The following is a 25,981-nucleotide window of genomic DNA, read 5'->3' on the forward strand; positions in this document are numbered from 1 at the left end:
CGCGGCGACGGCAGTGTCAGAGCCCGAAGGTAGGCTGACAGCGTGATTGTGGAACACCTGAGCCTGGTCGACTTCCGCAATTACGCGACCGCGGATCTCGCTCTGCACAAGGGTCCCAACGTCCTCGTCGGGCGCAACGGCCAGGGCAAGACCAACCTTGCCGAGGCTGTCGTCTTCCTCGCCACTCTCGGTTCGCACCGCGTCTCGTCGGATGCGCCGATGGTGCGCGAGGGTCAGGATTTCGCGATCATCCGCGCTCGCCTCTCTCACGGCGAACGCAAGGTGCTCATCGAGGTCCAGCTCAACAAGCAGGGCTCGAACAAGGCGCGGATCAACGGCTCCCCCTCGAAGACCAATGAGCTGCCTCGCTACGCCCATGTGGTGCTCTTCGCTCCCGAGGATCTGCAGATCGTCCGCGGCGACCCCTCGTCTCGGCGTCGTTTCGTCGACCAGCTGCTGATCCAGCGCACGCCCCGCATGTCTTCGGTCCTCGCCGATTACGACCGTGTTCTCAAGCAGCGCAATGCGCTTCTGAAGTCGGCCAGGGCGCGTGGCATCAAGGGCGAGGCCCTGAGCACCCTCGATGTGTGGGACGACAAGCTCGTCTCCCTCGGTGCCGAGATCATCACCGCGCGACACCGTCTCGCCGCAGATCTCCAGCAGCCGGTGGCCGAGGCGTACGCGGCGATCGCGGGCGAGGATCATCGCCCGCAGCTCGAGTGGGCTCTGTCGGTGCGAGGAGCGGATCCCGAAGAGGGTGTCGACGCGCCGGCCGAGACCTCCGGAGACATCGCCGAGATGTTCCACGCCGCACTTCTCGCGAAACGGTCGAACGAGCTCGACCGCGGTCTCACTCTCACCGGCCCTCATCGCGACGACCTCGTCCTGCGCGTTCGTGGTCTTCCGGTGAAGGGGTATGCGTCCCACGGGGAATCCTGGTCGGTGGCCCTCGCGCTGCGTCTCGCTTCCGCAGAGCTGCTGCGCAGCGAGTCTCCTGCCGGCGATCCCGTCCTCATCCTCGACGATGTGTTCGCCGAACTCGACGCCGATCGCCGTCAGCGGCTGGCAGCTCTCACCGCGGGCTATGAGCAGGTGGTCGTGACGGCAGCCGTGGAGGAGGATATCCCCGAGGTGCTCCACGCCCATGTGGTGCGGATCTCGGCGGGAACGATCAGTGATGAGAGGGAGGTGGCAGATGAGTGAGATCGCACCCGATCCGGCATCCGAGACTCCCGAGACCGTCGCGACCTATCTGCGCCTGCGCGGACTCGCGCCGAGTTCGAAGACGTGGAAGCGCAAGCGACGCATCGTCACCGACGACGACAACGCGCCGTTCACGCCCGGCCGCGACCCCGGACCGCTCGGAGCCGTGCTCGACAAGCTGACGCGGGACTCCGGCTGGCAGAAGACTCTCGCCCGTGAGGACCTGGTCAGGCAGTGGTCCGACCTCGCAGGCACGGACACCGCCAAGCACTCCGAACCCGTCTCCCTCGAGCGCGGTGTGCTCACGGTGAAGTGCGACTCGACCGCCTGGGCGAAGAACCTGCAGTACATGCGGGGAACGATCCTGACGGAGATCGGCCGACGGTATCCGGACGCGGGTGTCGAGAACCTCCGCTTCATCGGACCGGACGTACCCTCCTGGAAATGGGGTCCCAGAGTCGTTCCAGGACGGGGCCCGCGCGATACCTACGGGTAGGACACCACGGATGGGGTCTGAAACGCTCAGAGGGCCACACGCGGCCGCTGAGCCGCATCTCGCCACGAAAAGCCGCTAGACTGGGGATTCGTGATATCGATGTGGAGAATGCCCTCTGATGACGCCTGAATCCCCCGCTGACGAGACGGAATCGACCAACGGGGGAACCCCCGCGACCGAGGGCAAGATCTCACCCAAGGTGAAGCAGCCCGGTGAGTACGGTGCCGACTCGATCCAGATCCTCGAAGGTCTCGAAGCCGTCCGCAAGCGCCCCGGTATGTACATCGGTTCCACAGGACCGCGTGGTCTGCACCACCTCGTCTACGAGATCGTCGACAACTCGGTCGACGAGGCTCTCGCCGGTTACGCCGACACCATCTTCGTGACGCTGCTCGAAGACGGCGGCGTCCGCGTGGTCGACAACGGCCGCGGCATCCCGGTCGATCCCCACTCCTCCGACCCGACGAAGTCCACGGTCGAGGTCGTTCTGACCATCCTGCACGCCGGCGGAAAGTTCGGCGGCGGCGCGTACGCCGTCTCCGGCGGTCTCCACGGCGTCGGCTCGTCGGTGGTCAACGCCCTGTCGACGCGGTTCGACGTCGAGGTCAAGCAGAAGGGCTTCGTCTGGCGGCACAGCTTCGCGAACGGCGGCGTCCCGCAGCAGCAGCTCGAGAAGGGCGAGGCGTCCGACGACACCGGAACCAGCATCACGTTCTGGCCGGACGCCGAGATCTTCACCGAGACCACGAACTTCGAGTACGACACCCTGCGCACGCGCTTCCAGCAGATGGCGTTCCTCAACAAGGGCCTCCGCATCGAGCTGTCCGACGAGCGTCCCGATTCGGCTTACCAGGTCGAGGTCGACGGGCAGCCGACCCTCACCCAGCCGAACGACGTCTTCTTCTACGAGCGCGGTCTCGTCGACTACGTCGAATACCTCAACAAGGTGCGTCACGCCGAGGTCGTCAACGACGAGATCATCGCCTTCGAGTCCGAGGACACCGAGCGCAAGATCTCTCTCGAGGTCGCGATGCAGTGGACCACCTCGTACACCGAGAACGTCTTCACCTACGCGAACACGATCAACACCCACGAGGGCGGCACGCACGAAGAGGGCTTCCGTGCAGCGCTCACCACGCTCGTCAACAAGTACGCCAGGGCGAACAACCTTCTCAAGGAGAAGGACGACAACCTGTCGGGCGACGACGTGCGTGAAGGTCTGACCGCGGTCATCTCGATCAAGCTCGGCGAGCCGCAGTTCGAAGGGCAGACCAAGACGAAGCTCGGCAACACCGAGGCCAAGGCGTTCGTGCAGAAGGTCGTCGGCGATCAGCTCGGCGATTGGTTCGACCGCAACCCGATCCAGGCGAAGAACGTCATCCGCAAGGCGATCGATGCGGCCACCGCTCGTCTCGCCGCGCGCAAGGCCCGCGAGACCGCTCGTCGAAAGAGCGTCTTCGAGTCCGCCGCGATGCCCGACAAGCTCAAGGACTGCACGAGCAAGGATCCCTCGATCAGCGAGATCTTCCTCGTCGAGGGTGACTCGGCAGGTGGCTCCGCTGTGCAGGGTCGCGATCCGCACACGCAGGCGATCCTCGCTCTGCGAGGCAAGATCCTCAACGTCGAGCGCGCGCGTCTCGACAAGGCACTGGGCAACAAAGAGGTCCAGGCGATGATCCAGGCCTTCGGCACCGGAATCGGCGAAGAGTTCGACATCGAGAAGGCGCGCTATCACAAGATCGTGCTGATGGCGGATGCCGACGTCGACGGCCAGCACATCACGACGCTGCTGCTCACGCTGCTGTTCCGCTACATGCGCGGACTGATCGAGGCCGGCTTCGTGTACCTCGCGATGCCGCCGCTCTACCGTCTCAAGTGGACGAACCAGCCCCACGAGTACGTGTTCAGCGACGCCGAGCGCGACGCGCTGCTCAAGTTCGGACTCGACAACGGCAAGAGGATCCCGAAGGATGCCGGCATCCAGCGCTACAAGGGTCTCGGCGAGATGAACGCCAAGGAGCTGTGGGAGACCACGATGGACCACAGCACCCGGACGCTCCGCCAGGTGACCATCGAGGATGCCGCAGCGGCCGATGAGATCTTCAGCGTGCTGATGGGTGAGGACGTCGAATCGCGACGCAGTTTCATCCAGCGCAACGCCAAGGATGTCCGCTTCCTCGACATCTGACGCGTCCCGCGCCTGCATTCGTTCCCATAACGACCGGAATCGACAACACACATGACTGACGAAGTACGCCCCGAGCCGGCACACGACCACGGCAAGATCGACCAGGTCGACCTGCAGTCCGAGATGCAGCGCAGCTATCTCGACTACGCGATGGCCGTGATCGTCGGCCGTGCGCTGCCCGACGTGCGCGATGGACTCAAGCCCGTCCACCGACGCGTGATCTACGGCATGTACGACGGCGGATTCCGCCCCGACAAGTCCTTCTCGAAGTGCGCTCGCGTGGTCGGCGAGGTCATGGGTCAGTACCACCCGCACGGTGACTCGGCGATCTACGACGCCCTCGTGCGTCTCGTGCAGCCCTGGTCGCTGCGCTACCCGCTGGCCCTCGGCCAGGGCAACTTCGGGTCTCCCGGCAACATGGGTGCCGCGGCGCCCCGGTACACCGAGACCAAGATGGCCCCCCTCGCGCTCGAGATGGTTCGGGACATCGAAGAGGACACGGTCGACTTCACCGACAACTACGACGGCCAGACTCAGGAGCCGACGGTTCTTCCGGCCCGCTTCCCGAACCTCCTCGTCAACGGGTCGGTGGGTATCGCGGTCGGCATGGCCACCAACATCCCTCCGCACAACCTGCGCGAGGTGTCGTCTGCCGCCCTCTGGGCGCTCGACAACCCCGGCCTCCCCCGCGAAGAGCTGCTCGAGGGTCTCATCCAGCGGATCCCCGGCCCCGACTTCCCCACCGGCGCGCAGATCCTCGGCACCAAGGGCGTGCACGAGGCGTACCGCACGGGTCGCGGCTCGATCACCATGCGCGCGGTCGTCAACGTCGAGGAGATCCAGGGCCGCACGTGCCTCGTGATCACCGAGCTGCCGTACCAGGTGAACCCCGACAACGTCGCGGTGAAGATCGGCGACCTCGCCCGTGACGGCAAGATCACCGGCATCGCCGACATCCGCGACGAGTCGTCCGACCGCACGGGTCAGCGTCTCGTGGTCGTGCTCAAGCGCGATGCGGTCGCGAAGGTCGTGCTCAACAACCTGTACAAGCACACGCAGCTGCAGGAGAACTTCGGCGCGAACATGCTCGCGATCGTCGACGGCGTGCCGCGCACGCTCGCGATCGACGGATTCGTGACCCACTGGATCACGCACCAGCTCGAAGTGATCGTCCGACGCACGCGCTTCCGTCTCGCCAAGGCAGAGGCTCGCATGCACATCCTGCGCGCCTACCTCAAGGCGCTCGACGCTCTCGACGAGGTCATCGCTCTCATCCGTCGATCGCAGACCACGCAGGATGCGAACGAGGGACTGCAGAAGCTCCTCGACATCGACGACATCCAGGCCCAGGCCATCCTCGACATGCAGCTGCGCCGACTGGCCGCCCTCGAGCGTCAGAAGATCCTCGACGAGGCCTCGGAGCTCGAGCGGCTGATCGGCGAGTACCAGGCGATCCTCGTCGACGAGTCGCTGCAGCGCGACATCATCCGCGAAGAGCTCACCGGCATCGTCGAGCGCTTCGGAGACGACCGTCGCACGCACATCCTGCACGGCTTCGACGGCGACGTCTCGATGGAAGACCTCATCGCCGAAGAGGAGATGGTCGTCACCATCACTCGCGCCGGCTACATCAAGCGCACGCGCAGCGACAACTACCGGTCGCAGCACCGCGGCGGCAAGGGCATCAAGGGCGCCCAGCTGCGGGCCGATGACATCGTCGAGCACTTCTTCGTGACGACGACGCACCACTGGCTGCTGTTCTTCACCGACAAGGGTCGCGTCTACCGTTCGAAGACCTACGAGGTTCCCGAGGCCGGCCGCGATGCGAAGGGAACGCACGTCGCGAACCTCCTCGCCCTGCAGCCCGACGAGAACATCGCGCAGGTGCTCGACATCCGCGACTACGGGGTCGCCGACTATCTCGTTCTCGCGACGCGCGACGGTCTGGTCAAGAAGACGCGTCTCGACGCGTATGACACCAACCGCCAGGGCGGCGTCATCGCGATCCGCCTGAACGACGAGGACGAGCTGGTCTCGGCTCTCATGGTGAACGCTGAGGATGACATCCTGCTCATCAGCCGCCGCGGCATGTCCGTCCGGTTCAGTGCGACCGATGATGCGCTGCGACCGATGGGACGCGCGACCGCCGGCGTGAAGGGCATGAAGTTCCGTGAGGGCGACAGCCTGCTGTCGGCATCCGTCGCCGCCCTCGGCCAGTTCGTGTTCGTGGTGACCGACGGCGGCTATGCGAAGCGCACCGCCATCGAGGAATACCGCGTCCAGGGACGCGGTGGATTCGGCATCAAGGTCGCCAAGCTCAACGACGATCGGGGCACTCTCGCGGGTGGTCTGATGGTCTCCTCCGACGATGAGGTCCTTGTGGTTCTGTCCAGCGGCAAGGTGGTACGCTCTGCCGTGGCCGAGGTGCCCGCGAAGGGCCGAGACACCATGGGAGTGGTGTTCGCACGGACGACGGAAGCCGACCGGATCCTCGCCATCGCCCGCAACGGTGAGCGGGGCCTCACCGAAGAAGACGAATCGGATGAGGCTGCGGTGGACTCCGAGTCCACGGCCCCCGAGACGAACGAGAACCCTGAGGAAGCAGACGCATGAGCACAGTAGCCGACAAGCTGGCGAAGAAGTCCACGCGCAAGACCGGTGGCAAGCAGGTGCGCCTGCGCCTCGTCTACGTGGATTTCTGGTCGGCCGTGAAGCTGTCGTTCCTGGGCGCTGTGGCGCTCGCGATCGTGACGATGGTGTCGTTCTTCCTGATCTTCCTCGTGCTGCAGGCGACCGGCATCCTCACGCAGGCGGATGAGTTCATCGGAACCATCACCGACAACTCCGTGCGGATCTCCGAGGTCGCCGGCCTGCCGCAGGTGATGGCATTCGCCGCGGTGGTCTCGATCCTCAACCTCATCGTGTTCACGGTGCTGGGTGCGGTCATCGCCGGGATCTACAACGTCGCCGTGAAGGTGACCGGCGGACTGCTGGTCGGGTTCATGTCGAACTGATCGTCAGGATTCGAGGAGGGGCGGATGCGAACAGCATCCGCCCCTCTTCTGTTCTCCGACGGAGTAGGGAAAACCCGAACCCGGGTCTCCGGTTGCCTCGGTGTCGGCCGGATCGGGGCCGCCGTACCTTTGAACCATGACGACACACACTGCCACGCCACCACCGGCGACGGCCACGAAGCCGCCGTTGCGCATCGTGCTCTCTATCCTGCATCTCGCGGGAATCGGAGTCATCGGCGGCTTCATCTTCGCGACTCTTTCCGGACTCCTCGGCACCGGCCTCGGCCTGCTCTTCGCGGCGGGCGTCGGCATCGTGCTGCTCGTCGGGCTCGTGTACGCCCTGTTCGGCGTCGGCTGGTTCGAGGTCGCGCGAGTCAGCGCTCTCTACAGGTCGCCCATCACGCCGCTCAGATGGCGCCCTCGGGATCGCCCCGGGTTCACGGGCTGGCTCCGCTCGCTCGGCCGCCAGGCCATCGACGGCCGCATGTGGAGGGCCCTCGCGAACTTCGCGATCACCGCCGTTCTCGGCTGGATCGTGCTGCGGCTCGCCTTCGGCCTCGTCTGGTCGATCGCCATCTCGTTCGCTCCTCTCACGGGAACGGATGCCGTGATGGGTCCGTTCGGCGGGGGCGGCATCGACCCCGCGTGGGCACCGCTCATCGGGATCCTCGGAGTCGCCGCGTGCCTCGCCGGAATGATCGGACTGGCGCTCCTCAACCGCGTGCTCTCACTCGCCATCGTCGTTCGCAGCCGCGAGGCCGAGCTCACCGAGCGAGTGCGCACCAGCACTGCTCAGCGTGAGGGCGCTGTACGTGCCGCGGATGTCGAACGCACACGTATCGAGCGTGACCTGCACGACGGCGTCCAACCGCGACTCGTATCGGTGGGCATGACCCTCGGGCTCGCCCAGCAGAAGATCGACAACGACCCGGATGCCGCGAAGGAGCTGATCGCCGAGGCGCACACCTCGACCAAGGCCGCGATCACCGAGCTGCGTCAGCTGGCCCGTGGCATCCATGCATCGGTCCTCGACGACCGGGGCCTGGACGCGGCGCTGTCCGCCCTCGCCGGCCGCTCGCACATCCCCGTCCATCTCGATGTGCGCATGGACGGCCGCTGCAGCCGCGAGGCCGAAGCCGCTGTCTACTTCTCGATCGCCGAGTCGCTCACCAACGCCGCGAAGCATTCGCGGGCCAGCGAGGCGCGTGTCACTGTCCGCCTCCGCGACGGAGGGGTGCTCTGGGCCCGCGTCGAGGACAACGGCATGGGCGGCGCCCAGGTGCAGCCCGGCGGAGGCCTCGACGGCATCGCGAATCGCATCCTCGCAGCGGGCGGAACCTTCCGCCTCGAGAGCCCCGTCGGCGGACCGACCAGCCTGGAGGTGAACGTGCCATGCGCATCCTGATCTGCGAGGACTCCGTCCTGCTGCGCGAGGGGCTCGTGCGACTGCTCGAGGACGCCGGACACAGTGTGGTCGCGGCTCTTCCCGACACCAGCGGGCTCAGCGAGGCCGTCATCGAGACGGACCCCGAGCTGTGCATCCTCGACGTACGGCTCCCCCCGACCTTCACCGACGAGGGCATCCGCGCGGCGCTCGGACTTCGGGACACCAATCCCGCGCTTCCGCTGCTCGTGCTCTCTCAGTACGTCGAGGAGCGGTACGCGTCGGACCTCATCGCCGCACAAGGCGGGCCTCTGGGCTATCTGCTCAAGGACAGGGTCGCCGACGTCTCTGAGTTCCTCGCCTCCGTGCAGCGGATCTCCGAGGGTGCCACCGTGCTCGACCCCGAGGTCGTGGCTCAGCTGCTCACCCGCCGCAACCGCGACGACCGGATGCAGCGTCTCACCGAGCGCGAACGGACCGTGCTCGCACTGATCGCCGAGGGCAAGTCGAACCAGGCCATCGCCGGTCTGCTCTTTCTCTCGGAGGCGAGCGTCGAGAAGCACATCACCGCGATCTTCCAGAAGCTGGGCTTCGAACAGGGCGAGTCGGGCAACCGACGCGTGCTGGCGGCCCTGGCACACATCGAGAACACGGGCGGCTCGACGCCGACCGGACAGACAGGACTGGGACGATGACCACGAACAACGACGACTACCAGGGCGGGCACACGCCCCTTACTCCCCCGCCGGCATCCGCGCCGCAGGGACAGGAGCCCACACCGGCGCCCGCGCAGGCGCAGGCGCAGGCGGCACCGGCCGATGCCGGCCGCTCTTCGGGGACGACGGCGATCATGATCGTCACGGCGATCGTCGGAGGCATCGCGCTTCTCGGAGCGGGCGGGTCGGCGGCTGTCGCCGCCACCGGCAGCATGATGGCCTCCACTCAGGGCAGCGACGCCGTGCTGACCGAGGATGCGTCCGGCATCGACACGCTCGACCTCGACGTGGATGCCGGCAACATGCGCATCGAGTTCGGTGACGTCGATGAGGCCGAGCTGGCAGTGACGAACGCTCGCGGCCCTGCCTGGAGACTCGAACGCGAGGGCGACGAGCTGATCGTCCGCAGCCCGGAGTTCCGCTTCGGATGGTGGTTCGGCGAGTGGTTCGGCGACGACCAGTCGGCGGTGCTGACCCTGCCTGAAGAGCTGAGCGACGCGCAGCTCGATGCCGACCTCACTCTCGATGCGGGCAGTCTCGATGTGGTCGGAGACTTCGGTGCCCTCGACGTCACGGTCAACGCCGGTGCGCTCGATGTCGAAGGTGCGGCGAGCAGCCTCAGCATCGACATGAGCGCGGGTCGTGCCGATGCGATGCTCGACGGCGTCGACGCGGCCGATCTCAGTGTGTCGGCGGGCGACCTCACCGTCGAGCTGACGGGCCGGGCACCGTCTGAGACGACGATCGACGTGAGCGCGGGCTCGGTCGATCTCACGGTTCCGGATGAGTCGTACTCGATCATCCAGGACGTCAGCGCCGGATCGCTCGACGCGAAGGTCGATCAGTCATCCGGCACCCGGAACACGATCGACGTCACACTTGCGGCAGGCAGTGTGACGATCCGTCCGGGCCGCTGATTCCGATCGAGGGCGAGGGCGCGCCGGTGCCCTCGCCCTCGATTGGGTATTTCGGGAAATCTCCGGTAAAGTTTCGGAGGTTGACGGGCCCATAGCTCAGGCGGTTAGAGCGCTTCACTGATAATGAAGAGGTCCCAGGTTCAAGTCCTGGTGGGCCCACTCCTCAACTAAATGAATACCCTCACGGGGCCTTAGCTCAGTTGGTAGAGCGCCTGCTTTGCAAGCAGGATGTCAGGAGTTCGAATCTCCTAGGCTCCACACTGTGTTGAGACAGTTCGAGAAGGCCCCGCCATGTGCGGGGCCTTCTCGTTTTCGCATGTCTCCACAGGTGTTAACAACCCTGTTAACAACTGCTCGCGCGGTGCCATCTGAGTGCACAGCTGTGGATGGACCTGTTAACAAGGGGGCGATGCGGCACCCGCCTCTCACTAGACCTCCTAGATATCAACCCCCCTCCGTATTCTCAGGTCGAGGGCGTAGCGTGCTGGCATGACCGACGGGAAGACGATGATCCAGACCGAGATCGTGTTCGATGGATCGAGCTACTTACTCGCCCAGGATCAGAACATCGATGATCTGCGAGAACGTATCGAGTCAGCCACGAAGACCGCCGGCACCTTCGTCGACATGGTCGTCGTCGGCAACCGGGCAGTCAGCGTGCTCATCACCCCGACGACGCAAGTGACGATCAGTGTGGCGACTGTGGCATATGACCCCCGCGATACCGGTGACGTCGACTTCCCGTACACCGGTTTCTACGACGAGCTCTGACTCCACGCGTCTGAGCGGGTGATCAGAGGTTCGGCCCGCGGATCATCCGCACCGGTCCTCTGGCGTCGTCGATGGACACCTTCTCGCCCTTCTGCGTCACGACGATCTCATCGCGCTCGGCGAGTGCAGCCGCGATTCGGCGGACATCCGACATGGTCGAGCGCCACGAGTCCCCGCCCACAGTCCGGGCGACGTCACTCGGACAGATCGAAGACTCGCCCCGCTTGCGGATGAGCGCGCGCATCGCGGCCGCGATCCTCTCGTCGAAGTCGTCGCCGGTGCGGTCCTCCCACCAGGGCGCCCCTCGTTCCCCGAGCGCGGTCTTCGCGTCCTGCACCCGACGTCGTGCGTCCGGCTCCTGCGCCTTCACCGCGCGCCGCGCAGCCATCAGCTCGTTGACCAGCTCCTGGCGGAACGTCTCGGGGATCGAGGGGTCGGTCGCGCGCCAACGCCGGCCCTCGATGACGACGTGATGACCGTCGGGCGTGCGCTCCGGACCGCTCGCACCGCCGCCGTTCGCGCTGTCGTCCTTCGCGCTGTCGTCCGAGGTCATGCCGCCAGTCAAACCGACCATGATCAGGTCGACCAGGGGCTTGACCGCACCTGGGTACCCCCGATCGGGAGGAGATCTGCGATGCGGAGGACGAGTCGACGGACAAGCGCCCTCCCGTGTGCGGATCTCCTCCCGAACTGCTCTCGGTCGGGGGTCAGACGGCGCGCAGGTCGTGCGGGGCGACGTTGAGACGCTCGCACCCGTCGGCGGTCACGACGACGATGTCCTCGATGCGTGCGCCCCATCGGCCGGCGAAGTAGATCCCGGGCTCGATGCTGAACGCCATGCCCTCACGCAGCACGAGATCGTTGCCGGGCGCGATGTAGGGCTCTTCGTGTACCGAGACGCCGATGCCGTGACCCGTGCGGTGCAGAAAGGCCTCGCCGAGCCCCGCCTCGGCGAGTACGGACCGCGCCGCGGCATCGACAGCCTCGGCCGTCGCGCCGGGGCGCACGGCATCGACAGCGGCCTGCTGAGCGCGGACGAGCACAGCGATGTGGTCGGCGGCCTCACGGTCGGGTGTGCCGACGACGTAGGTGCGGGTGCTGTCGGAGTTGTAGCCGCTCGGCACGGCACCGCCGATGTCGACGACGACGATGTCTCCGTCCTCGATCATGCGGTCGGACACCTCGTGGTGGGGATCCGCGCCGTTGGGTCCCGAGCCGACGATGACGAACTCGACGGTGCGGTGGCCCTCGGCCACGATGGCCTCAGCGATGTCGGCCGCCACCTCGCGCTCGGTGCGCCCCGCCCGCAGCCACTCGGGCACTCGACGATGCACGGCGTCGATCGCGGAGCCGGCACGCCGGAGCTCGGCGACCTCTTCTGCATCCTTGATCATGCGGCCCTCACGCAGCACCGGGGTGGCGAGCTCGACGCGCACGTCGATCCGATCGGAGAGCGGGATCACGTGCAACGCCGGCAGAGCGTCTGAAACTCCCACTCGCGTGACTGCGCCCAGGGCGGCGGCCACGAGGTCGTAGGGATTCTGTCCGTCGACCCAGTCGGAGACGGCGAGGCCGAGCTCACCCACCGCCGTGGTCCTGACCTTCGCCAACTCCATGCGCGGCACGATGACGGTGGGAGCGATGCCGGGTCCGAGCACGAGTGCGGTGAGGCGCTCGATCGTGTCTCCCTCGACGCCGACCAGATACTCCAGATCAGGGCCAGGACCCACCACTATCCCGTCGAGACCGGCGTCAGCGGCAAGCGCTGCTGCGCGGCCGAGTCGAGCGGCGTACACGGAGGCGGGGAACGGCAGTGTGCTCACGGCATCCACGCTACTGCGCCGGCCGTTCCCCGGGAACGGCGACTCAGCTGACGGCGAGGCGGATGCGCTCGGTGAGAACCTTGCGGTTCGCGGCAGAGAGATCGAGCAGCGCGTATGCGGTCGGCCACATCGTGCCGTCGTCGAGGTTCGAGATCGGCTCGAAACCGAACGTGCCGTACCTGACCTTGAACTTGCTGGCCGGCTGGAAGAAGCAGAGCACCTTGCCGTCCTTGCCCCAAGCGGGCATGCCGTAATACGTCCGCGGCATGAGCTCGGGAGCGACCTCGGTCACGAGGTCGTGGAGCGCCTTCGACAGCTCTCGATCGTTGTCATCGGGAAGCTTTGCGATCGCCGCCTCGAGGTCTGCGACACCCTCGGCCCGCACCTCTTCCGGGGTCTTCTTGGCACGAGACCGAGACTTGCGCTTGTCGGCCGCGGCCTCCTTCATCGCCTCGCGCTCTTCGGCACTGAAGTTCTTCTCGTTGTCAGCCATGGCCGACTCCTTTCACTGTGTGATCTGCGATGAATCTCACACTACGGATGCAGCGCACTGCTGTGCTTCTTGATTCGTGATCGATGTCTCGGGTCCGAGCATGACGAGCCGGACGCCTCTCGAGGCGAGGTTTCGTCCAGGATCGTCACGCGCGTACCCTCCCTGAACCCCGGCCACTATGGTGGACGCATGGATATGCGGGTCGCGGCATACGCGGTCGTCACCGATGACGACGGTCGCATACTTCTCGCGCGCTGGACCGAGGGTCGTCGAGTGGCATGGACGATGCCCGGCGGAGGGCTGGAACCGGGTGAGGCTCCCGAGGACGCCGTGCGGCGTGAGCTCCGCGAGGAGACCGGCTACACGGTCAAGGTCGGCGAGCTGCTGGGCATTCATTCGAGGGTGATCCCGGCGAGCCAGCGGGTGAACCAGTCGGATCAGCCTCTGCACACCCTGCGCATCGTCTACCGGGCGTCGGTGACGGGCGGCAAGCTGACATTCGAGGCCGATGGCTCGACCGACATGGCCGAGTGGTTCCCACTGAAAGCCGTGAAGGAACTGCAGAGGGTCAAGCTGGTCGACATCGCCCTGCGGATGGCCGGCATCCTCTGACTCAGTCGCGGGCCTCTTCGGGTACCGAGATGTCGGCGACTGTGGCACCGTACGCGGCGATGAGGTCATCGGCATCGACGAAGAGGCTGTAGCCGTGAGCGCCGGCACCCATGGCGATCCGCTGCCCGACGATCGACTCGTCGGCGAAGACCGGCCAGTCCGTGGTGCTGCCGATGGGCACGATTGTTCCGCGCTCGTAGCCGGTCGCCGCGAGGGCGAGATCAGGCTCGGGCAAGCGGAGCTTGTTCACTCCGACGACCGCACGCAGCTTCGGCCACGAGATCGACCTGCCGCCGGGAACCAGCGCGAAGAGATACGTGTCGTCCGACCGCTTGACGACGAGCGTCTTGACGATGCCGGAGGGAGGGATACCGAGCAGCTCAGCCGCCTCGAAGAGACTGCGGGCGGCAGGACGCTCGCGGATCTCGATGTCGAGTCCGCGAGCCGCTGCGGCGTCCCTCACCCGGGCATGGAGATCCCCCGGCTCAGTGGCCGGGGGCTCCGATGTCGAGGTCACGCGTCAGGTGCGGAGAGCGGGTCGTCGGCGACCCAGAGCTCGTCGTCTGCGCGCAGTGCCTGCCAGGCGGCGTAGAGAACGCCGGCCGCTGCGGCGACTCCGAGGATCAGGGCGATGACCGAACCGACGCTCGGGCCCTTCGGCTCGGGCTGAGTGGCCTTCCTGACCTTCTTCACGACGCCTTCGCGCTTGGCGTTCGCGACATCCCACGCGGTGAGCGCGGTGCCGACGACTCCGCCGACGATCGGGACGACCTTGTCGTCCACCACGTGGTGACCGAAGCGGACGCCGCGGTCGACGACCGGTGCGACGCGACGGTTGTAGGTGTCCTGGACGACAGGACCGACCTGCTCGCGACCGAAGTGGCCGAGCTGACGTCCGGCTTCACGCGCGACGTCGGCGGCGTGGCCGACGAGGACCTGCTGGTTCTCCCAGAGCTGGTTGGCGTCGTTCTGAAGACGACGCAGCTCCTTCTTCCGCTTGCGGCTGATGCTCACGATGCTCTCCTGTCGATTGGAGTACGGATTCCCCATCTTGCCACGCGACCGTGTATGGGGCGAGGGAATCGCCGAACCCTTGCGTCGCAGGCCGATGAGCGCTAGACGCGGGCCAACTCATGGGAAGCTCTGCGAGAATGGACCCATGGCTCACGCTTCTCATGTCGCAACCCTGCACACCAACCACGGTGACATCGTCATCAACCTCTTCGGCGACCACGCCCCGAAGACGGTCAAGAACTTCGTCGGCCTCGCCGACGGCACCCAGGAGTGGACGCACCCCGCCACCGGCAAGCCGGGCGAGGGTGCTCTCTACAAGGACGTCATCTTCCACCGCATCATCCCGAACTTCATGATCCAGGGCGGCGACCCGCTCGGACAGGGCGTCGGGGGCCCCGGATACAACTTCGACGACGAGATCAACATGGAGCTCAACTTCAACGAGCCCTACATCCTCGCCATGGCCAACGCCGGTCTGCGTCGCAACGCCATCACGGGCAAGGCCGAGGGCACCAACGGCTCGCAGTTCTTCATCACGACCGACCCCACCCCCTGGCTCCAGGGCAAGCACACGATCTTCGGCGAGGTCGCCGATGACGCCTCCAAGGCTGTCGTCGACGCGATCGCCGCTGTGCCGACGGCTGCGGGCGACCGTCCCATCGAGCCGGTCGTGCTGCAGTCGATCGACATCGTCGCGGCCTGACGCCGACGCTGGCCGATCCGGATGACGACGCCTGAGTTCGCGGACAACCGCGACAACTTCTGCTACCGGCATCCGGATCGGCAGAGCTTCGTGCTCTGTCAGCGGTGCCTGCGCACGATCTGCCCCGAATGCCAGACGCAGGCGGCTGTCGGGGTCATCTGCCCCGAGTGCATGGCCGCAGAGCGAAAGAACCGCACTCCCGCCCAGAAGCGCGCCGAGCGTCGCTGGGGCGGGCGCGGCGCCGCACTCGCCTCGCGTGGCAGCGGCAAGCCCGTCGTCACGTACTCGCTGCTGGCGATCACGTCGTTCATCGGGCTCCTTCAGCTCATCCCGGGTGTGGGCCAGGCGATCACGGGCCAGCTGCTCTTCGCGGCGGGCTATCTGTATCCGGATCTGTCGCTGATGCCGTTCGAACCGTGGCGGCTTCTCACGGCGGTGTTCGTGCATGGCGGTTTCCTGCATCTCGCGCTCAACATGCTCGCGCTGTGGATGCTGGGTCAGAGTCTCGAACCGATGCTCGGCCGAATCCGCTTCCTGTCGCTGTACCTGATCAGCGGGCTCGGTGGTTCCGTCGCCGTCGCATTGCTCGCGCCCGGAACCGCGACGGTGGGCGCCTCCGGTGCGATCTTCGGCCTGATGGCCGCCCTGCTGATCATCGGACGGCACATCGGCGCGAACGTGACCGGCATCCTCGTGATCCTCGGCATCAACTTCGTCGTCGGCTTCGTGTTCTCTCAGAACATCGCCTGGCAGGCGCACCTCGGCGGGGCGATCGTCGGTGCGCTCGTGGCGTTCATCCTCACGAGGACCCGACGGCGTGAGCAGCGGACGCTACAGATCGTGCTGCTCGTTGCCGTCGTCGTCGCGCTCGTCCTGATCGTCGCCCTGTTGGTACCGTTCCTGATCACGACGGTTTACTCCTGATCAGAAGTTGTTAACAGGTTTGTTGACCGATGTGAATAACATCTGTGTAATTCTCCCCATGTTGGGGATAACCTGTGGATAACTAAGAAGAAGGCCCCTCTCGCCAGCGCGAGAGGGGCCTTCTTCGATATCGGTGGGGCGGGCGTCAGCGCCAGCGTGTGGTCATCAGGAAGCCGATCAGGGCGATGCCCAGGCCGATCGCAAGGTTCCAGTTGTCGAGCCCCGGGATCGGGAACTGCATGCCCGAGATGTAGAACACGAGGATCCACACGAGACCGAGGAGCATGAAGCCGACCATCACCGGCTTGAACCACACGGCGTTGGGTGCGGCTTCGCCTTCGCTGCGCGGAGCTTCGGGTTCTTCGGTCTTGCGGTCGCGTGCCATTCCCACAGTGTACCCAAGAGTGTCATATCGCGCGGAAAACCAGGGCCGCAGGGCGGGAGTACAGGTCTGGCGGATAGCATGTCGCCATGACTGCATCCGTCGTCTCGGGGGAGCGACGTGCACACCGCCGCCGCCCCCGGTCGCGCGCGACCTTCACCAGCGTGCTCGGCGAGCTGCTGCTCACGGGTGGAGTGATCGTGCTTCTCTTCGTCGCGTGGCAGATGTGGATCGGCGACATCATCATCGCGGCCCAGAAGAACGAAGAGGGTGCGGCGGTCTCGCAGGAATGGGCGAACGCACCCACTCCCGAGCTCCCACCGGTCGTCAAGACCGACGACGGAGCGACAGTCTTCGAGCCCGTGATCCCCGCCGCTCCGGCCGACACCGAGCTTCTCGGCCAGATGCACGTGCCGCGCTTCGGTGCCGAGTACAACGTCGGCATCTACGGCGGTACGACGCGCGCGCGCACGCTCGACAAGCTCGGGATCGGCGTCTACACCGACTCGAAGATGCCCGGTGAGGTCGGCAACTTCGCGATGGCCGGCCACCGCACCACCTGGGGCAAGCCCTTCAACCAGCTCGACAAGCTCCAGGTCGGCGACGCGATCGTCGTCGAGACGCCTGACGGATGGTTCACGTACCGCTTCCGGACGCTGGAGTACGTCAAGCCCACGCAGACGGACGTGCTGCTCGATGTGCCGCAGATGCCCGGCGTCGCGACGGGGGAGAAGTACATCACGCTGACCGCCTGTTCGCCGCTGTACTCCCTCGCCGAGCGCATCGTCGCCTACGGCGTGTACGAGAGCTTCCAGCCCCGCGCCGAGGGTCCGCCCGCAGCGCTCACCGATCCACCGCCTCCGCCGGCCGCGCCGTCGATCTAGCCGAACGGAAAGAGACGACCCATGTACGCCGCACTCTGGCGCATCCTCCCCGGCCCGTGGTGGCTGAAGCTCTTCATCCTCCTCGTGCTCGTCGCAGCGGTGCTCTACGGGCTCTTCTGGTACGTCTTCCCCTGGGTGAGCCCGCTGATCACCCCGGGCGAGGTCGACCTCGAATGACCCGCGTGCTCGTCGTGGACAACCACGACAGCTTCGTGCATACGCTCGTGGGTTATCTCCGCGAGCTCGGTGCCGACGTCACGCTGATCGAGGCGGATACCATCGATGCCGCTGAACTCGCGGTGATGCTGTCGGACTTCGACGCGCTGCTGCTCTCTCCCGGCCCGGGCACCCCTGACGATGCCGGCGTCTCCGTCGACGCCGTGCGGCTCGCCGCGAGGATCCGGATGCCGCTCCTCGGCGTCTGCCTGGGGCATCAGGTGATCGGCGCCGCGTTCGGCACCACCGTTTCAGAGGCGCCTGAGCTGATGCACGGCATGGTGTCGCCGGTCACGCACGACGGATCAGCGCTCTTCGCCGGCATCCCGTCGCCGTTCGACGCGGGCAGATATCACTCCCTCGCTCTCGCGGAGACCAATCTGCCGGCTGACGTGGCCGTCACAGCGCGCACCGCGAGCGGCACCGTCATGGCACTGGAGCACACCCGTCTGCCCATACTCGGGGTGCAGTTCCACCCCGAGAGCGTGCTGACCGAAGGCGGATACCGTCTGCTCGCCAACTGGCTCGAACTGTGCGGCGACGCGCACGCCGTGGCACGCTCAGCGGCACTGCACCCGCTGTCGGGCCCCGACGCTCGTGTGGATCAGCCGGCGGCGACGCAGTAGCGCAGTTCGACCGTCGAGCCGATCGCCACGTCTCCCGGCGCGGCCGACATCGATGACACGGTGGGCGGTTCGGTCGGCGTGCAGTCGATCAGCTCGACCGGACTGGGCGTGAGGCCGATGCGTTCGAGCTCAGCCTGAGCCGCTTCCATCGTCCACCCGGTGACGTCGGTGAGGGTGACCCGGCCGCTCGCGACGACGAGATTCACGATGGTCTGCGGTGCGACCTCGGTGTCGGCCGCCTCGCTGGCCTCCATCACCGTCTCGGCCGCCAGCCCCTTGTCGTTGCGCTGGATGACCGTGCCCAGTTCGAGTCCTGCCGCCGCGAGTGCGTCTTTGGCGGCCGTCAGAGACAGGCCCTCGAGCATCGGGACGACGACCGTCTCCTTGCCGGAGGACACGTAGACCGTCACGGAATCGCCCTCGCTGACGGCGGTGCCGGACGCAGGGTCTGTGCGGGTCACGTTGCCCTCGACGATGTCGTTGCTGGACTCGAGCACCAGCTTCGAGGTGAGATCGAGCTTGCCGAGATCATCCTGGGCGCGCTCGGACGAGACATTGACGAGATCAGGCACCACGCGCGAGCTCGACGGCACGTCGTCCGGGCGCATGCTGAGCGTCCAGACCCAGAACAACACCGAGGCGAGAAGCACGGCAAGCAGTGCCACACCCGCCCAGATCCACGCGACGGGCGGACCCGACTGCGTGCGAGCCATGGTGGTGTCGGTGCTCAGCTGGCGGAGCGACCGGGCGGTCTCCTGCGCGGCACGCGGATTCGGTCCGTACAGCTCGCTCGTGAGCGCGCCGAGCTCCTTGCGGCTCGGCGCATGGCCGGAGACCGCCGAGTCGAGCGCAGCGCGGAAGTGCGCGGCATCCGGGTATCGCTGGTAGGGATCCTTGGCCAGCGCGCGCAGGACGATCGGGTCGAGCGCGCCGGGGGAGTCCTCGTTCACCTCGGTCGGAGGGACCGGAGTCTCGCTCACGTGCTGGTAGGCGACGGCCACGGGGGATTCGCCGCGGAACGGCTGACGGCCGGTGAGCAGTTCATAGAGCACGACGCCGGTCGAGTAGAGGTCGGCGCGTGCGTCGACCGGTTCGCCCTTGGCCTGCTCGGGTGAGAAGTATGCCGCGGTGCCGATGATCTGGGTGGTCTCGGCGACCGTCGATGACGAGTCGGACACGGCTCGGGCGATGCCGAAGTCCATGACCTTGACCTGGCCCTTGTCGGTCACCATCACGTTGCCCGGCTTGATGTCGCGGTGCACGACACCCGCACGATGCGAGTAGTCCAGCGCTTCGAGGATGCCGTCGACATAGCGCACGGCGTCGTCGACGGGCACCGGGCCCTTGGCGATGATGTCCTTCAGCAGCGTGCCGCTGATCAGCTCCATGATGATGTACGGAGGCTCATCCGTGCTGCTGTCGGTCGTCGAGGGGTCGCCGGCGTCGTAGACGCGGACGATCGACGGGTGCGACATGCGCGACGCGGACTGGGCCTCGAGACGGAATCGCGTGCGGAACGCGTTGTCGCGTGCCAGCTCGGGGTCGAGGATCTTGATCGCCACCGCACGACCGAGCGTCAGATCGTACCCGCGGTACACCTTCGCCATGCCGCCGTGCCCGATGAGCTCGTCGACGCGATAGCGACCCGCGAGAACGCGTGGCTCTGTCGACACGTAGTGACCCCCTGATACGACCTTGTGGATGCTCCAGCCTACGGCGGGAGCGGGTTATTCGCCTGAGTCTCCGCCGTCTGCGTCGCCTTCATCGGCGCCCGGCGCGGCGGGCAGGATGACGACGCCCGGCATGGCATCCGACTGCTCGGACGGCATATCACTGCCGCAGAAGACGCGGAACGTGGCGGTGATCGACTGTCCGGCCGTGCCGGGCACGATCTGCGTCGAGAGCACGCTGGGTCCGAAGCTGCGGATGGACTCGCCGGCGCTGCCGCCGGAGAACGTCGCGTTGGTGAGCGTCACCTCGAAGGCCGATCGCGCCGGGGTGCCCGAGGGGCACTCGAAGCTCGGCCAGTTGAGGGTCACGGGCTCGCCCTCGGTGGCGGTGCCGGCGATGGTCGGGGTGCCCGAGGGCTTGCCCACCTTCACCTGCTCCTTGAAGGTCGTCAGCGTGATGGCCGTGCCCTCGGGAACGTTGCCGCCGGGCTGCACGGACTCGACCGTGCCGACCTGGTTCGCGTTGGGAGCGATGGTGTTGCCCACCACGCACTCGGCCTGGAGTCCGGCGTTGACGGCAGCGGTCTGCGCGGCATCGCACTGCATCCCCACGAGACCGAGAGCATCGACGTCCACGAGCTCGGGCTCGGGCGTCTCGGTCTCGGTCGGTGTCGGCTTCGGGGTCTGCGACACGGTCTCCGACTGAGTCGGCTCGGGATCGGGGTCGCCCTGATTCATCAGGGCGAACACGGTTCCACCGAGCACGATCACGAGCAGTGCGATGAGAGCGATCAGCGGCCACGTCCAGGGGCTGCGCTTCTTCTTCTTCTCGGCTTCCTCCTCGGCCTGCTCGCCGGTGGGCAGCTGGGCCGTCGTGGGGAGGATGCGCGTCGTGCCGTCGTCGCCCGATGCGGTGAGCAGCCGGGTGGCGTCGTCGGAGGCGACACCGCCGGTCGCGATGGCCGGCACCGCGATGGCCGCGGAGTTCAGGTCGCCTCGGCGCAGAGCCTGGGCGGCGCGTGCGACGGTCGCCGACGACGACGGGCGGTCGGCGGGCTTCTTGGCGATCATCGCCATGACGAGGTTCTGCACCGGGATCGGCACGGTCGGCGGCAGCGGCGGAGGCTGCTCGTTGATCTGCGCCATCGCGATCGCGACCTGCGACTCACCCGTGAAGGGCCGCTTGCCTGCGAGGCACTCGTAGGCGACGATGCCGAGCGAGTACGTGTCGGTCGCGGGTGACGCCGGGTGCCCCGACGCCTGCTCGGGCGAGAGGTACTGCACGGTGCCCATGACCTGGCCGGTGGCCGTCAGCGGCACCTGGTCGGCGATGCGGGCGATGCCGAAGTCCGTGATCTTGACGCGGCCGTCCGGCGTGATCAGCAGGTTTCCCGGCTTGATGTCACGGTGCACGAGACCTGCCGCATGCGCGGCCTGCAGAGCGGATGCCGTCTGCGCGACGATGTCGAGGGTCTTGTCGGCGCTCAGGGCGCCGTCGCGCTCGAGCACGGTCGAGAGGGCCTCGCCGGGAACGAGCTCCATGACGAGGTAGGCGCTGCCGTTCTCCTCGCCGTAGTCGAAGACGCTCGCGATGCCCTCGTGGTTGACGAGTGCGGCATGGCGCGCCTCAGCGCGGAACCGCTCGAGGAACCCGGGGTCCCCCATGTACTCGTCCTTGAGGATCTTGATGGCCACGGTGCGACCGATGACGTGATCCGTCGCCTCCCACACCTCGCCCATGCCGCCGATCGCAATACGCGACTGCAGCTCGTAGCGACCACCGAACGACACACCCTGCGTCGGTCTCATCTGCCCAGCACCGCCTCTATGACCTTCTTTGCAATCGGAGCGGCGATGGTGTCGCCGGATCCTGACTGCCCTTGTCCACCGCCGTCTTCGACGAGGACCGCTACTGCCACCTCGGGGTCGTCCGCCGGCGCGAAACCGGTGAACCACAACGTGTACGGCTTGTTATCGTTCTCGGTCGTGCCGGTCTTCCCCGCCACATCGACCCCGTCTATTCTTGCACCCTGCGCAGCGCCGTTTGAGACGCTCGCGACCATCGACGCCGTGATCTGATCGGCGATCGTCGCATCGGTCGTCTGACCGAACTGGGTGTCGTCGTACGAACGGATGACCGAGAGGTCGTTGCCGATCACCGTGTCGACCAGACGGGGGTTCATCACGACGCCGTCGTTCGCGATGCCGGCCGCCACCATCGCGATCTGCAGCGGCGTCGCGGTGACCTGTCCCTGGCCGAATCCGGTGAGGGCGGTCTGCGCGTCGTCGAGGGCACGCGGGTAGCTCGACGGAGTCGATTCGAGCGGCGTCGAGAAGCTCCGGTTGAAGCCGAACTTCTCCGCCATCTCGCGGATCGCGTCATCGCCGAGCTCGACGGCGAGCTCGGCCATCGGGATGTTGCAGCTCAGGCGGATGGCTTCGGAGATCGACACGGTGTCTCCGCTGCCGCACGTGCCGCCCCAGGCGTTCGCGACCGTGTTCGTCGAGCCGGGCAGCTGATAGCGGGCCGGGTTCGGGAGCGTCGAGTCGGGCGTCCAGTTGCCCGACGCGTAGGCCGCGGCCGCCACGACGAGCTTGAATGTCGAGCCGGGAGGGTTGAGGTCGCCGGCGATCGCTCGGTTCGAGAGGGGCTTCGTGGGGTCTTCGTCGAGCTGGTCGTAGGTTGCGTTCGCGGCATCCGCGTCGTGCGTCGCGAGCTGGTTGGTGTCGAACCCGGGGGTCGACACCAGTGCGAGGATGCGCCCGGTCTTCGGCTCGATAGCGACGACCGCGCCGTTGAGGCCCTGCAGAGCGTCGTATGCGGCGCGCTGCGCGGCCGTGTCGAGGGTCAGCTCGACGCTGAATCCGCTCTGCGGCTGACCCGAAAGGATCCGCTCGATCTCGGCGAAGAAGGCGCTCGATCCCGTTCCCGACAGGTCGGCGTTCATCGCCCGCTCGATGCCGGTCGCTGACTGCAGCGCCGGGTTGAAGTACCCGGTGACAGGGGCCCACATCGCGGCATCCGTGTAGACGCGCTGGAACTGGTAGCGGTCATCCGAGGGGGTCGAGGAGGCGATCGCGACGTCGTCGACGATGATCGACCCGCGCTGGATCTCGTAGCTGTCGAGGAGCGTGCGCCTGTTGTTCGGGTTCTGCCCGAGGGCGTCGGCCTCGACGACCTGGATCCAGCTGGTCGCGGCGAACAGCGACAGGAACATGAACAGCATCACGATGCTGAGACGGCGGAGTTCTTTGGTCATGTCAGCCGATCACCGCCCGGGGTTGGCTGCGGACGCCGTCGGAGATGCGCAGCAGGATGGCCACGATCAGCCAGTTGGCGATGAGCGAGGATCCACCGGCGGCGAGGAACGGCGTGGTCAGACCGGTCAGCGGGATGACCCTCGTCACGCCGCCGACCATGATGAACACCTGCAGCGCGATGGTGAACGAGAGGCCGATGGCGAGCAGCTTGCCGAAGTCGTCCTGACCCGCCAGTCCGATGCGCACGCCACGGCTCACGAAGACCATGTAGAGGCAGAGGATCGCGAACAGCCCGATCAGGCCGATCTCCTCGCCGAGGCTCGTGATGATGTAGTCGCTGTGGGCGAGGGGCGTGACGTCGGGGCGTCCCTGACCCCAGCCCGTGCCGAGAAGGCCGCCGTGCGCCAGCCCGAACAGGCCCTGCATGGGCTGGAAGCCGGCGCCGTCGGGGTCGACCTTCTCGGGGTCGAAGAGGAACAGCCAGTTGACGAAGCGGCCCTGCACGTAGCTGAGGATCTGTGTCGCCACCGCGACACCCGCAGCCACGAGGGCGAGGCCGATGAGCACCCAGCTGGTCTTGCCGGTCGCGACGTAGAGCATTGCGACGAACATGCCGAAGATCAGGGTTCCGGTTCCGAGGTCGCGCTGGATGACGATGATGCCGAGCGAGATCGCCCACACCACCAGAACCGGTCCGAGTTCGCGCATGCGCGGCCACATGATGCCGAGGAACTTCGTGCCGACAGACGTCAGGCTCTCCCGCGTGCGCACGAGATAGCCCGCGAAGAAGATCGCGAGGCAGATCTTGGCGAGCTCGCCGGGCTGGAAGGCGAACATGCCGCCGAGCGACACCCAGACCTGGGCGTTCGCATCGGGGATGCGCAGGCCCGGGACGAAGGGGAGCAGCAGGAGCAGGATGCCGGAGAGGCCGAAGATGTAGGTGTAGCGGAACAGCACCCGGTAGTTGCGCAGCAGGATCACGCACGCGATCGCCCCGGCGAGAGAGATGCCCGTCCACGCGAGCTGCTTCGTCGAGTAGGCGTCCCACCCTGTGAGGGACTTCGCGATGTCGATGCGATAGATCATCGCGATGCCGAGGCCGGTCAGCAGCGTGGCGATCGGCAGCAGGAACGGGTCGGCAGCCGACGCGACGGCACGCAGCACGAAGTGCACGGCGAAGGCCAGAACGGCGAGGCCACCGCCGATCGCCAGGATCATGGGGTCGATCAGACCCAGAGCACCGAGCTGCACGAGCGTGAGAGCGCCGCCACTGAGAGCGACGGCGAAGAGCAGCAGCCAGAACTCGCGGTTGCGCTGCGTCTGCGGCATCCGCATTCTCTTGAGGGCCTTGATGACGCTGGTGTCGGCCGTGACGTCGGCGGTCATCCTGCGTCCTCCGTCGGCGTCGCGGTGGGCAGGGGAGTGGGCAGCGGGGTCTCGCCGATCACGCGGTCGGCGCCGGCCTGGAGTCGCGCGACGATGGCCTCGGCATCCGAGAACGACCGCGCCGTGATCGTGCGCTCCACGGAGTCACGCTGGTACGGCGGAAGGTTGGCGAGCAGGATGTCGGTGTCGCGGAGCGGAGTCGACAGGGTGATCGGGCCGATGTTCTGCTGCACGCCCTGGTAGATCACGACACTGTCGTCGTCGGCGCCGACGAAGTAGCGCGTCTGCGTCCAGCTGTAGGCGGCGAAGGCGGCGAACACGAGCATCGCGACGACCACCAGCATCCCGGCGATCCATCCGAGACGGCGGCGCTTGGCGCGTCGACGGTCCTCTTCGATGAGCTCTTCGAGGTATTCGGGGGCCGGCTCGAAGTGGCTGGGCTCGTTCGCGGCCTGGCGTACCGGGTGCAGCCAGTTGCCGCGGGGCGCGCGCACCGGAGGAACGGTCACGTTGGCGGGGTTCGATGCCGAGCCGACGATCGTCGCCGTGCCGGAGTGCATCGCGTGCTGACCGCCGACCTCGACGAGGACGATCGTCACGTTGTCGGGGGCTCCGCCGTCGAGCGCCTGCTTGAGCAGGTTGTCGGCCGTGCGGCCAGGCGCCATCCCCATGCGCATCGCCTTGAGGATGTGCGCCTCGTCGACGACGCCCGAGAGGCCGTCGGAGCACAGCAGCCAGCGGTCGCCCGGCTGGGTGTGCATCACGAACATGTCGAGCTCGGGATCGGCGTCCATGTCGCTCAGCACGCGCATGAGCACCGAGCGACGCGGGTGGTATCGCGCCTCTTCGGGCGTGATGCGGCCCGAGTCGACGAGTCGCTGCACGAAGGTGTGGTCGGCCGTGATCTGCGTCACCGCGTCGTCGCGGTAGAGGTAGATGCGCGAGTCGCCGATGTGGCCGATGACCGCGTAGTCGTCGACCATGATGACGGCGCTGAGCGTGGTGCCGAGGCCGGCGAGCTCGGGACGGTCCTTGGCGGCGCGGATCAGATCGCCGGCCGCGGTGGTCGCGGCGGCCTGCAGTGAGGCCTGTGCGTCGTCGACCGACGAGTACGGCTGGTCGAGCGGCTCCATCCGGTGGATCGCGATGCTCGAGGCGACGTCACCGCCGGCGTGACCGCCCATGCCGTCGGCGACGACGAAGAGATTCGCCCCGGAGTACCCGGAATCCTGGTTGTTGGAGCGGACCTTCCCGGTGTGGGAGATCGCGGCGCTCGAGCCTTCGAAGACCATGCCGGG

At 66.8% G+C, this 25,981-nt stretch carries 26 protein-coding genes and 2 tRNA genes; 17 read left to right on the plus strand and 11 right to left on the minus strand.

What is annotated here, in order from left to right; all coding sequences use genetic code 11:
* Window positions 1–42: 42 nt before the first annotated feature.
* The 11 genes from recF (at window position 43) to ASE34_RS01350 (ending at window position 10,689) form a co-directional block, all read left to right on the plus strand.
* The gene (gene recF, locus ASE34_RS01300) at window positions 43–1,203 is read left to right on the plus strand and encodes a DNA replication/repair protein RecF (protein ID WP_056275690.1); all 1,161 of its coding nucleotides are present in this window, start codon (window positions 43–45) and stop codon (window positions 1,201–1,203) included.
* Window positions 1,196–1,699, plus strand: coding sequence for a DUF721 domain-containing protein (locus ASE34_RS01305; protein ID WP_056275693.1), 504 nt, complete (start codon window positions 1,196–1,198; stop codon window positions 1,697–1,699). Before recF ends, ASE34_RS01305 begins: the two co-directional genes overlap by 8 nt.
* A gap of 118 nt (window positions 1,700–1,817) precedes the next feature.
* Window positions 1,818–3,887, plus strand: a complete 2,070-nt coding sequence (gene gyrB / locus ASE34_RS01310; RefSeq protein ID WP_171821963.1) for a DNA topoisomerase (ATP-hydrolyzing) subunit B — start codon at window positions 1,818–1,820, stop codon at window positions 3,885–3,887.
* A gap of 51 nt (window positions 3,888–3,938) precedes the next feature.
* A complete protein-coding gene (gyrA, locus tag ASE34_RS01315) occupies window positions 3,939–6,500 on the plus strand; it encodes a DNA gyrase subunit A (RefSeq protein WP_053098243.1) in 2,562 nt (853 codons plus the stop codon).
* Window positions 6,497–6,901 carry a DUF3566 domain-containing protein gene (locus ASE34_RS01320; protein WP_053098244.1) on the plus strand — a complete coding sequence of 135 codons (405 nt, stop codon included), beginning with the start codon at window positions 6,497–6,499 and terminating at the stop codon, window positions 6,899–6,901. Before gyrA ends, ASE34_RS01320 begins: the two co-directional genes overlap by 4 nt.
* Window positions 6,902–7,037: 136 nt before the next feature.
* On the plus strand, window positions 7,038–8,306 hold the full coding sequence (locus ASE34_RS01325) for a sensor histidine kinase (RefSeq protein WP_056275695.1): 1,269 nt from the start codon (window positions 7,038–7,040) through the stop codon (window positions 8,304–8,306).
* Entirely contained in the window at window positions 8,294–8,980 is a 687-nt protein-coding gene (locus tag ASE34_RS01330; protein ID WP_056275698.1) for a LuxR C-terminal-related transcriptional regulator, read from the plus strand. Before ASE34_RS01325 ends, ASE34_RS01330 begins: the two co-directional genes overlap by 13 nt.
* Entirely contained in the window at window positions 8,977–9,918 is a 942-nt protein-coding gene (locus tag ASE34_RS01335) for a DUF4097 family beta strand repeat-containing protein (RefSeq protein ID WP_235567404.1), read from the plus strand. The genes ASE34_RS01330 and ASE34_RS01335 overlap by 4 nt, the downstream gene beginning before the upstream one ends.
* 85 nt (window positions 9,919–10,003) lie before the next feature.
* Window positions 10,004–10,077, plus strand: a tRNA-Ile gene (locus tag ASE34_RS01340).
* A 26-nt stretch (window positions 10,078–10,103) separates the two neighbouring features.
* A tRNA-Ala gene (locus tag ASE34_RS01345) sits at window positions 10,104–10,176 on the plus strand.
* Window positions 10,177–10,407: 231 nt separating this feature from the next.
* Window positions 10,408–10,689 carry a hypothetical protein gene (locus ASE34_RS01350; RefSeq protein WP_056275701.1) on the plus strand — a complete coding sequence of 94 codons (282 nt, stop codon included), beginning with the start codon at window positions 10,408–10,410 and terminating at the stop codon, window positions 10,687–10,689.
* Between the two features lie 22 nt (window positions 10,690–10,711).
* Here the strand turns inward: ASE34_RS01350 and ASE34_RS01355 are convergent, their stop codons facing one another.
* The 3 genes from ASE34_RS01355 to ASE34_RS01365 all read right to left on the minus strand — a co-directional run bounded on the left by ASE34_RS01355 (window position 10,712) and on the right by ASE34_RS01365 (window position 13,005).
* Window positions 10,712–11,242, minus strand: coding sequence for a DUF3253 domain-containing protein (locus tag ASE34_RS01355; RefSeq protein WP_056275704.1), 531 nt, complete (start codon window positions 11,240–11,242; stop codon window positions 10,712–10,714).
* 154 nt (window positions 11,243–11,396) lie between these two features.
* Entirely contained in the window at window positions 11,397–12,512 is a 1,116-nt protein-coding gene (locus tag ASE34_RS01360) for a M24 family metallopeptidase (protein ID WP_082586524.1), read from the minus strand.
* A gap of 43 nt (window positions 12,513–12,555) precedes the next feature.
* Window positions 12,556–13,005, minus strand: a complete 450-nt coding sequence (locus ASE34_RS01365) for a DUF1801 domain-containing protein (RefSeq protein ID WP_056275709.1) — start codon at window positions 13,003–13,005, stop codon at window positions 12,556–12,558.
* Between the two features lie 189 nt (window positions 13,006–13,194).
* Between ASE34_RS01365 and ASE34_RS01370 the strand changes: the two genes are divergently transcribed.
* Window positions 13,195–13,617 (plus strand): NUDIX hydrolase, encoded by a 423-nt coding sequence (locus ASE34_RS01370; RefSeq protein ID WP_053098257.1) that lies wholly within the window; start codon window positions 13,195–13,197, stop codon window positions 13,615–13,617.
* Between the two features lies 1 nt (window position 13,618).
* Here ASE34_RS01370 and ASE34_RS01375 read toward each other — a convergent pair whose 3' ends face one another.
* The gene (locus ASE34_RS01375) at window positions 13,619–14,080 is read right to left on the minus strand and encodes an aminoacyl-tRNA deacylase (RefSeq protein ID WP_053098258.1); all 462 of its coding nucleotides are present in this window, start codon (window positions 14,078–14,080) and stop codon (window positions 13,619–13,621) included.
* Window positions 14,081–14,130: 50 nt separating this feature from the next.
* Window positions 14,131–14,631: a hypothetical protein gene (locus tag ASE34_RS01380; RefSeq protein WP_053098260.1), complete on the minus strand. Its 501-nt coding sequence runs from the start codon at window positions 14,629–14,631 to the stop codon at window positions 14,131–14,133.
* A 145-nt stretch (window positions 14,632–14,776) separates the two neighbouring features.
* Between ASE34_RS01380 and ASE34_RS01385 the strand changes: the two genes are divergently transcribed.
* Complete coding sequence (locus tag ASE34_RS01385) at window positions 14,777–15,334, plus strand: peptidylprolyl isomerase (protein ID WP_053098262.1); 558 nt, start codon at window positions 14,777–14,779, stop codon at window positions 15,332–15,334.
* 21 nt (window positions 15,335–15,355) lie between these two features.
* Entirely contained in the window at window positions 15,356–16,258 is a 903-nt protein-coding gene (locus ASE34_RS01390; protein ID WP_056275712.1) for a rhomboid family intramembrane serine protease, read from the plus strand.
* A 145-nt stretch (window positions 16,259–16,403) separates the two neighbouring features.
* On the opposite strand, the gene ASE34_RS01395 is transcribed toward ASE34_RS01390, so the two are convergent.
* Window positions 16,404–16,643, minus strand: coding sequence for a cell division protein CrgA (locus ASE34_RS01395; protein ID WP_042541028.1), 240 nt, complete (start codon window positions 16,641–16,643; stop codon window positions 16,404–16,406).
* Window positions 16,644–16,729: 86 nt separating this feature from the next.
* On the opposite strand from ASE34_RS01395, the gene ASE34_RS01400 reads away from it, so the two are divergent.
* The 3 genes from ASE34_RS01400 to ASE34_RS01405 are packed head-to-tail and all read left to right on the plus strand — an operon-like array spanning window position 16,730 to window position 18,366.
* The gene (locus ASE34_RS01400) at window positions 16,730–17,524 is read left to right on the plus strand and encodes a class E sortase (protein ID WP_056275716.1); all 795 of its coding nucleotides are present in this window, start codon (window positions 16,730–16,732) and stop codon (window positions 17,522–17,524) included.
* Between the two features lie 21 nt (window positions 17,525–17,545).
* Complete coding sequence (locus ASE34_RS17950) at window positions 17,546–17,701, plus strand: hypothetical protein (RefSeq protein ID WP_167947501.1); 156 nt, start codon at window positions 17,546–17,548, stop codon at window positions 17,699–17,701.
* Entirely contained in the window at window positions 17,698–18,366 is a 669-nt protein-coding gene (locus tag ASE34_RS01405) for an anthranilate synthase component II (RefSeq protein WP_056275719.1), read from the plus strand. Before ASE34_RS17950 ends, ASE34_RS01405 begins: the two co-directional genes overlap by 4 nt.
* Here ASE34_RS01405 and pknB read toward each other — a convergent pair.
* The 5 genes from pknB to ASE34_RS01430 are packed head-to-tail and all read right to left on the minus strand — an operon-like array spanning window position 18,345 to window position 25,975.
* Window positions 18,345–20,039: a Stk1 family PASTA domain-containing Ser/Thr kinase gene (gene pknB / locus ASE34_RS01410; protein ID WP_053098267.1), complete on the minus strand. Its 1,695-nt coding sequence runs from the start codon at window positions 20,037–20,039 to the stop codon at window positions 18,345–18,347. The genes ASE34_RS01405 and pknB overlap by 22 nt on opposite strands.
* 54 nt (window positions 20,040–20,093) lie before the next feature.
* Entirely contained in the window at window positions 20,094–21,845 is a 1,752-nt protein-coding gene (locus ASE34_RS01415; RefSeq protein ID WP_082586459.1) for a protein kinase domain-containing protein, read from the minus strand.
* Window positions 21,842–23,296 carry a peptidoglycan D,D-transpeptidase FtsI family protein gene (locus tag ASE34_RS01420; RefSeq protein ID WP_056275724.1) on the minus strand — a complete coding sequence of 485 codons (1,455 nt, stop codon included), beginning with the start codon at window positions 23,294–23,296 and terminating at the stop codon, window positions 21,842–21,844. Before ASE34_RS01420 ends, ASE34_RS01415 begins: the two co-directional genes overlap by 4 nt.
* A gap of 1 nt (window position 23,297) precedes the next feature.
* A complete protein-coding gene (locus tag ASE34_RS01425) occupies window positions 23,298–24,683 on the minus strand; it encodes an FtsW/RodA/SpoVE family cell cycle protein (RefSeq protein ID WP_053098270.1) in 1,386 nt (461 codons plus the stop codon).
* Entirely contained in the window at window positions 24,680–25,975 is a 1,296-nt protein-coding gene (locus ASE34_RS01430) for a PP2C family protein-serine/threonine phosphatase (protein ID WP_053098271.1), read from the minus strand. Before ASE34_RS01430 ends, ASE34_RS01425 begins: the two co-directional genes overlap by 4 nt.
* Between the last annotated feature and the right edge of the window lie 6 nt (window positions 25,976–25,981).

Source organism: Microbacterium sp. Root280D1 (genome assembly GCF_001428975.1).
Lineage (GTDB): Bacteria > Actinomycetota > Actinomycetes > Actinomycetales > Microbacteriaceae > Microbacterium.

Coding starts and splice junctions, on each gene's coding strand:
- ASE34_RS01305 (WP_056275693.1), top strand. CDS start 1,196: ATGAGTGAGATCGCACCCGATCCGGCATCCGAGACTCCCGAGACCGTC.
- gyrB (WP_171821963.1), top strand. CDS start 1,818: ATGACGCCTGAATCCCCCGCTGACGAGACGGAATCGACCAACGGGGGA.
- gyrA (WP_053098243.1), top strand. CDS start 3,939: ATGACTGACGAAGTACGCCCCGAGCCGGCACACGACCACGGCAAGATC.
- ASE34_RS01320 (WP_053098244.1), top strand. CDS start 6,497: ATGAGCACAGTAGCCGACAAGCTGGCGAAGAAGTCCACGCGCAAGACC.
- ASE34_RS01325 (WP_056275695.1), top strand. CDS start 7,038: ATGACGACACACACTGCCACGCCACCACCGGCGACGGCCACGAAGCCG.
- ASE34_RS01330 (WP_056275698.1), top strand. CDS start 8,294: ATGCGCATCCTGATCTGCGAGGACTCCGTCCTGCTGCGCGAGGGGCTC.
- ASE34_RS01335 (WP_235567404.1), top strand. CDS start 8,977: ATGACCACGAACAACGACGACTACCAGGGCGGGCACACGCCCCTTACT.
- ASE34_RS01350 (WP_056275701.1), top strand. CDS start 10,408: ATGACCGACGGGAAGACGATGATCCAGACCGAGATCGTGTTCGATGGA.
- ASE34_RS01355 (WP_056275704.1), bottom strand. CDS start 11,242: ATGACCTCGGACGACAGCGCGAAGGACGACAGCGCGAACGGCGGCGGT.
- ASE34_RS01365 (WP_056275709.1), bottom strand. CDS start 13,005: ATGGCTGACAACGAGAAGAACTTCAGTGCCGAAGAGCGCGAGGCGATG.
- ASE34_RS01370 (WP_053098257.1), top strand. CDS start 13,195: ATGGATATGCGGGTCGCGGCATACGCGGTCGTCACCGATGACGACGGT.
- ASE34_RS01385 (WP_053098262.1), top strand. CDS start 14,777: ATGGCTCACGCTTCTCATGTCGCAACCCTGCACACCAACCACGGTGAC.
- ASE34_RS01390 (WP_056275712.1), top strand. CDS start 15,356: ATGACGACGCCTGAGTTCGCGGACAACCGCGACAACTTCTGCTACCGG.
- ASE34_RS01395 (WP_042541028.1), bottom strand. CDS start 16,643: ATGGCACGCGACCGCAAGACCGAAGAACCCGAAGCTCCGCGCAGCGAA.
- ASE34_RS01400 (WP_056275716.1), top strand. CDS start 16,730: ATGACTGCATCCGTCGTCTCGGGGGAGCGACGTGCACACCGCCGCCGC.
- ASE34_RS17950 (WP_167947501.1), top strand. CDS start 17,546: ATGTACGCCGCACTCTGGCGCATCCTCCCCGGCCCGTGGTGGCTGAAG.
- ASE34_RS01405 (WP_056275719.1), top strand. CDS start 17,698: ATGACCCGCGTGCTCGTCGTGGACAACCACGACAGCTTCGTGCATACG.
- ASE34_RS01415 (WP_082586459.1), bottom strand. CDS start 21,845: ATGAGACCGACGCAGGGTGTGTCGTTCGGTGGTCGCTACGAGCTGCAG.
- ASE34_RS01420 (WP_056275724.1), bottom strand. CDS start 23,296: ATGACCAAAGAACTCCGCCGTCTCAGCATCGTGATGCTGTTCATGTTC.
- ASE34_RS01425 (WP_053098270.1), bottom strand. CDS start 24,683: ATGACCGCCGACGTCACGGCCGACACCAGCGTCATCAAGGCCCTCAAG.
- ASE34_RS01430 (WP_053098271.1), bottom strand. CDS start 25,975: ATGGTCTTCGAAGGCTCGAGCGCCGCGATCTCCCACACCGGGAAGGTC.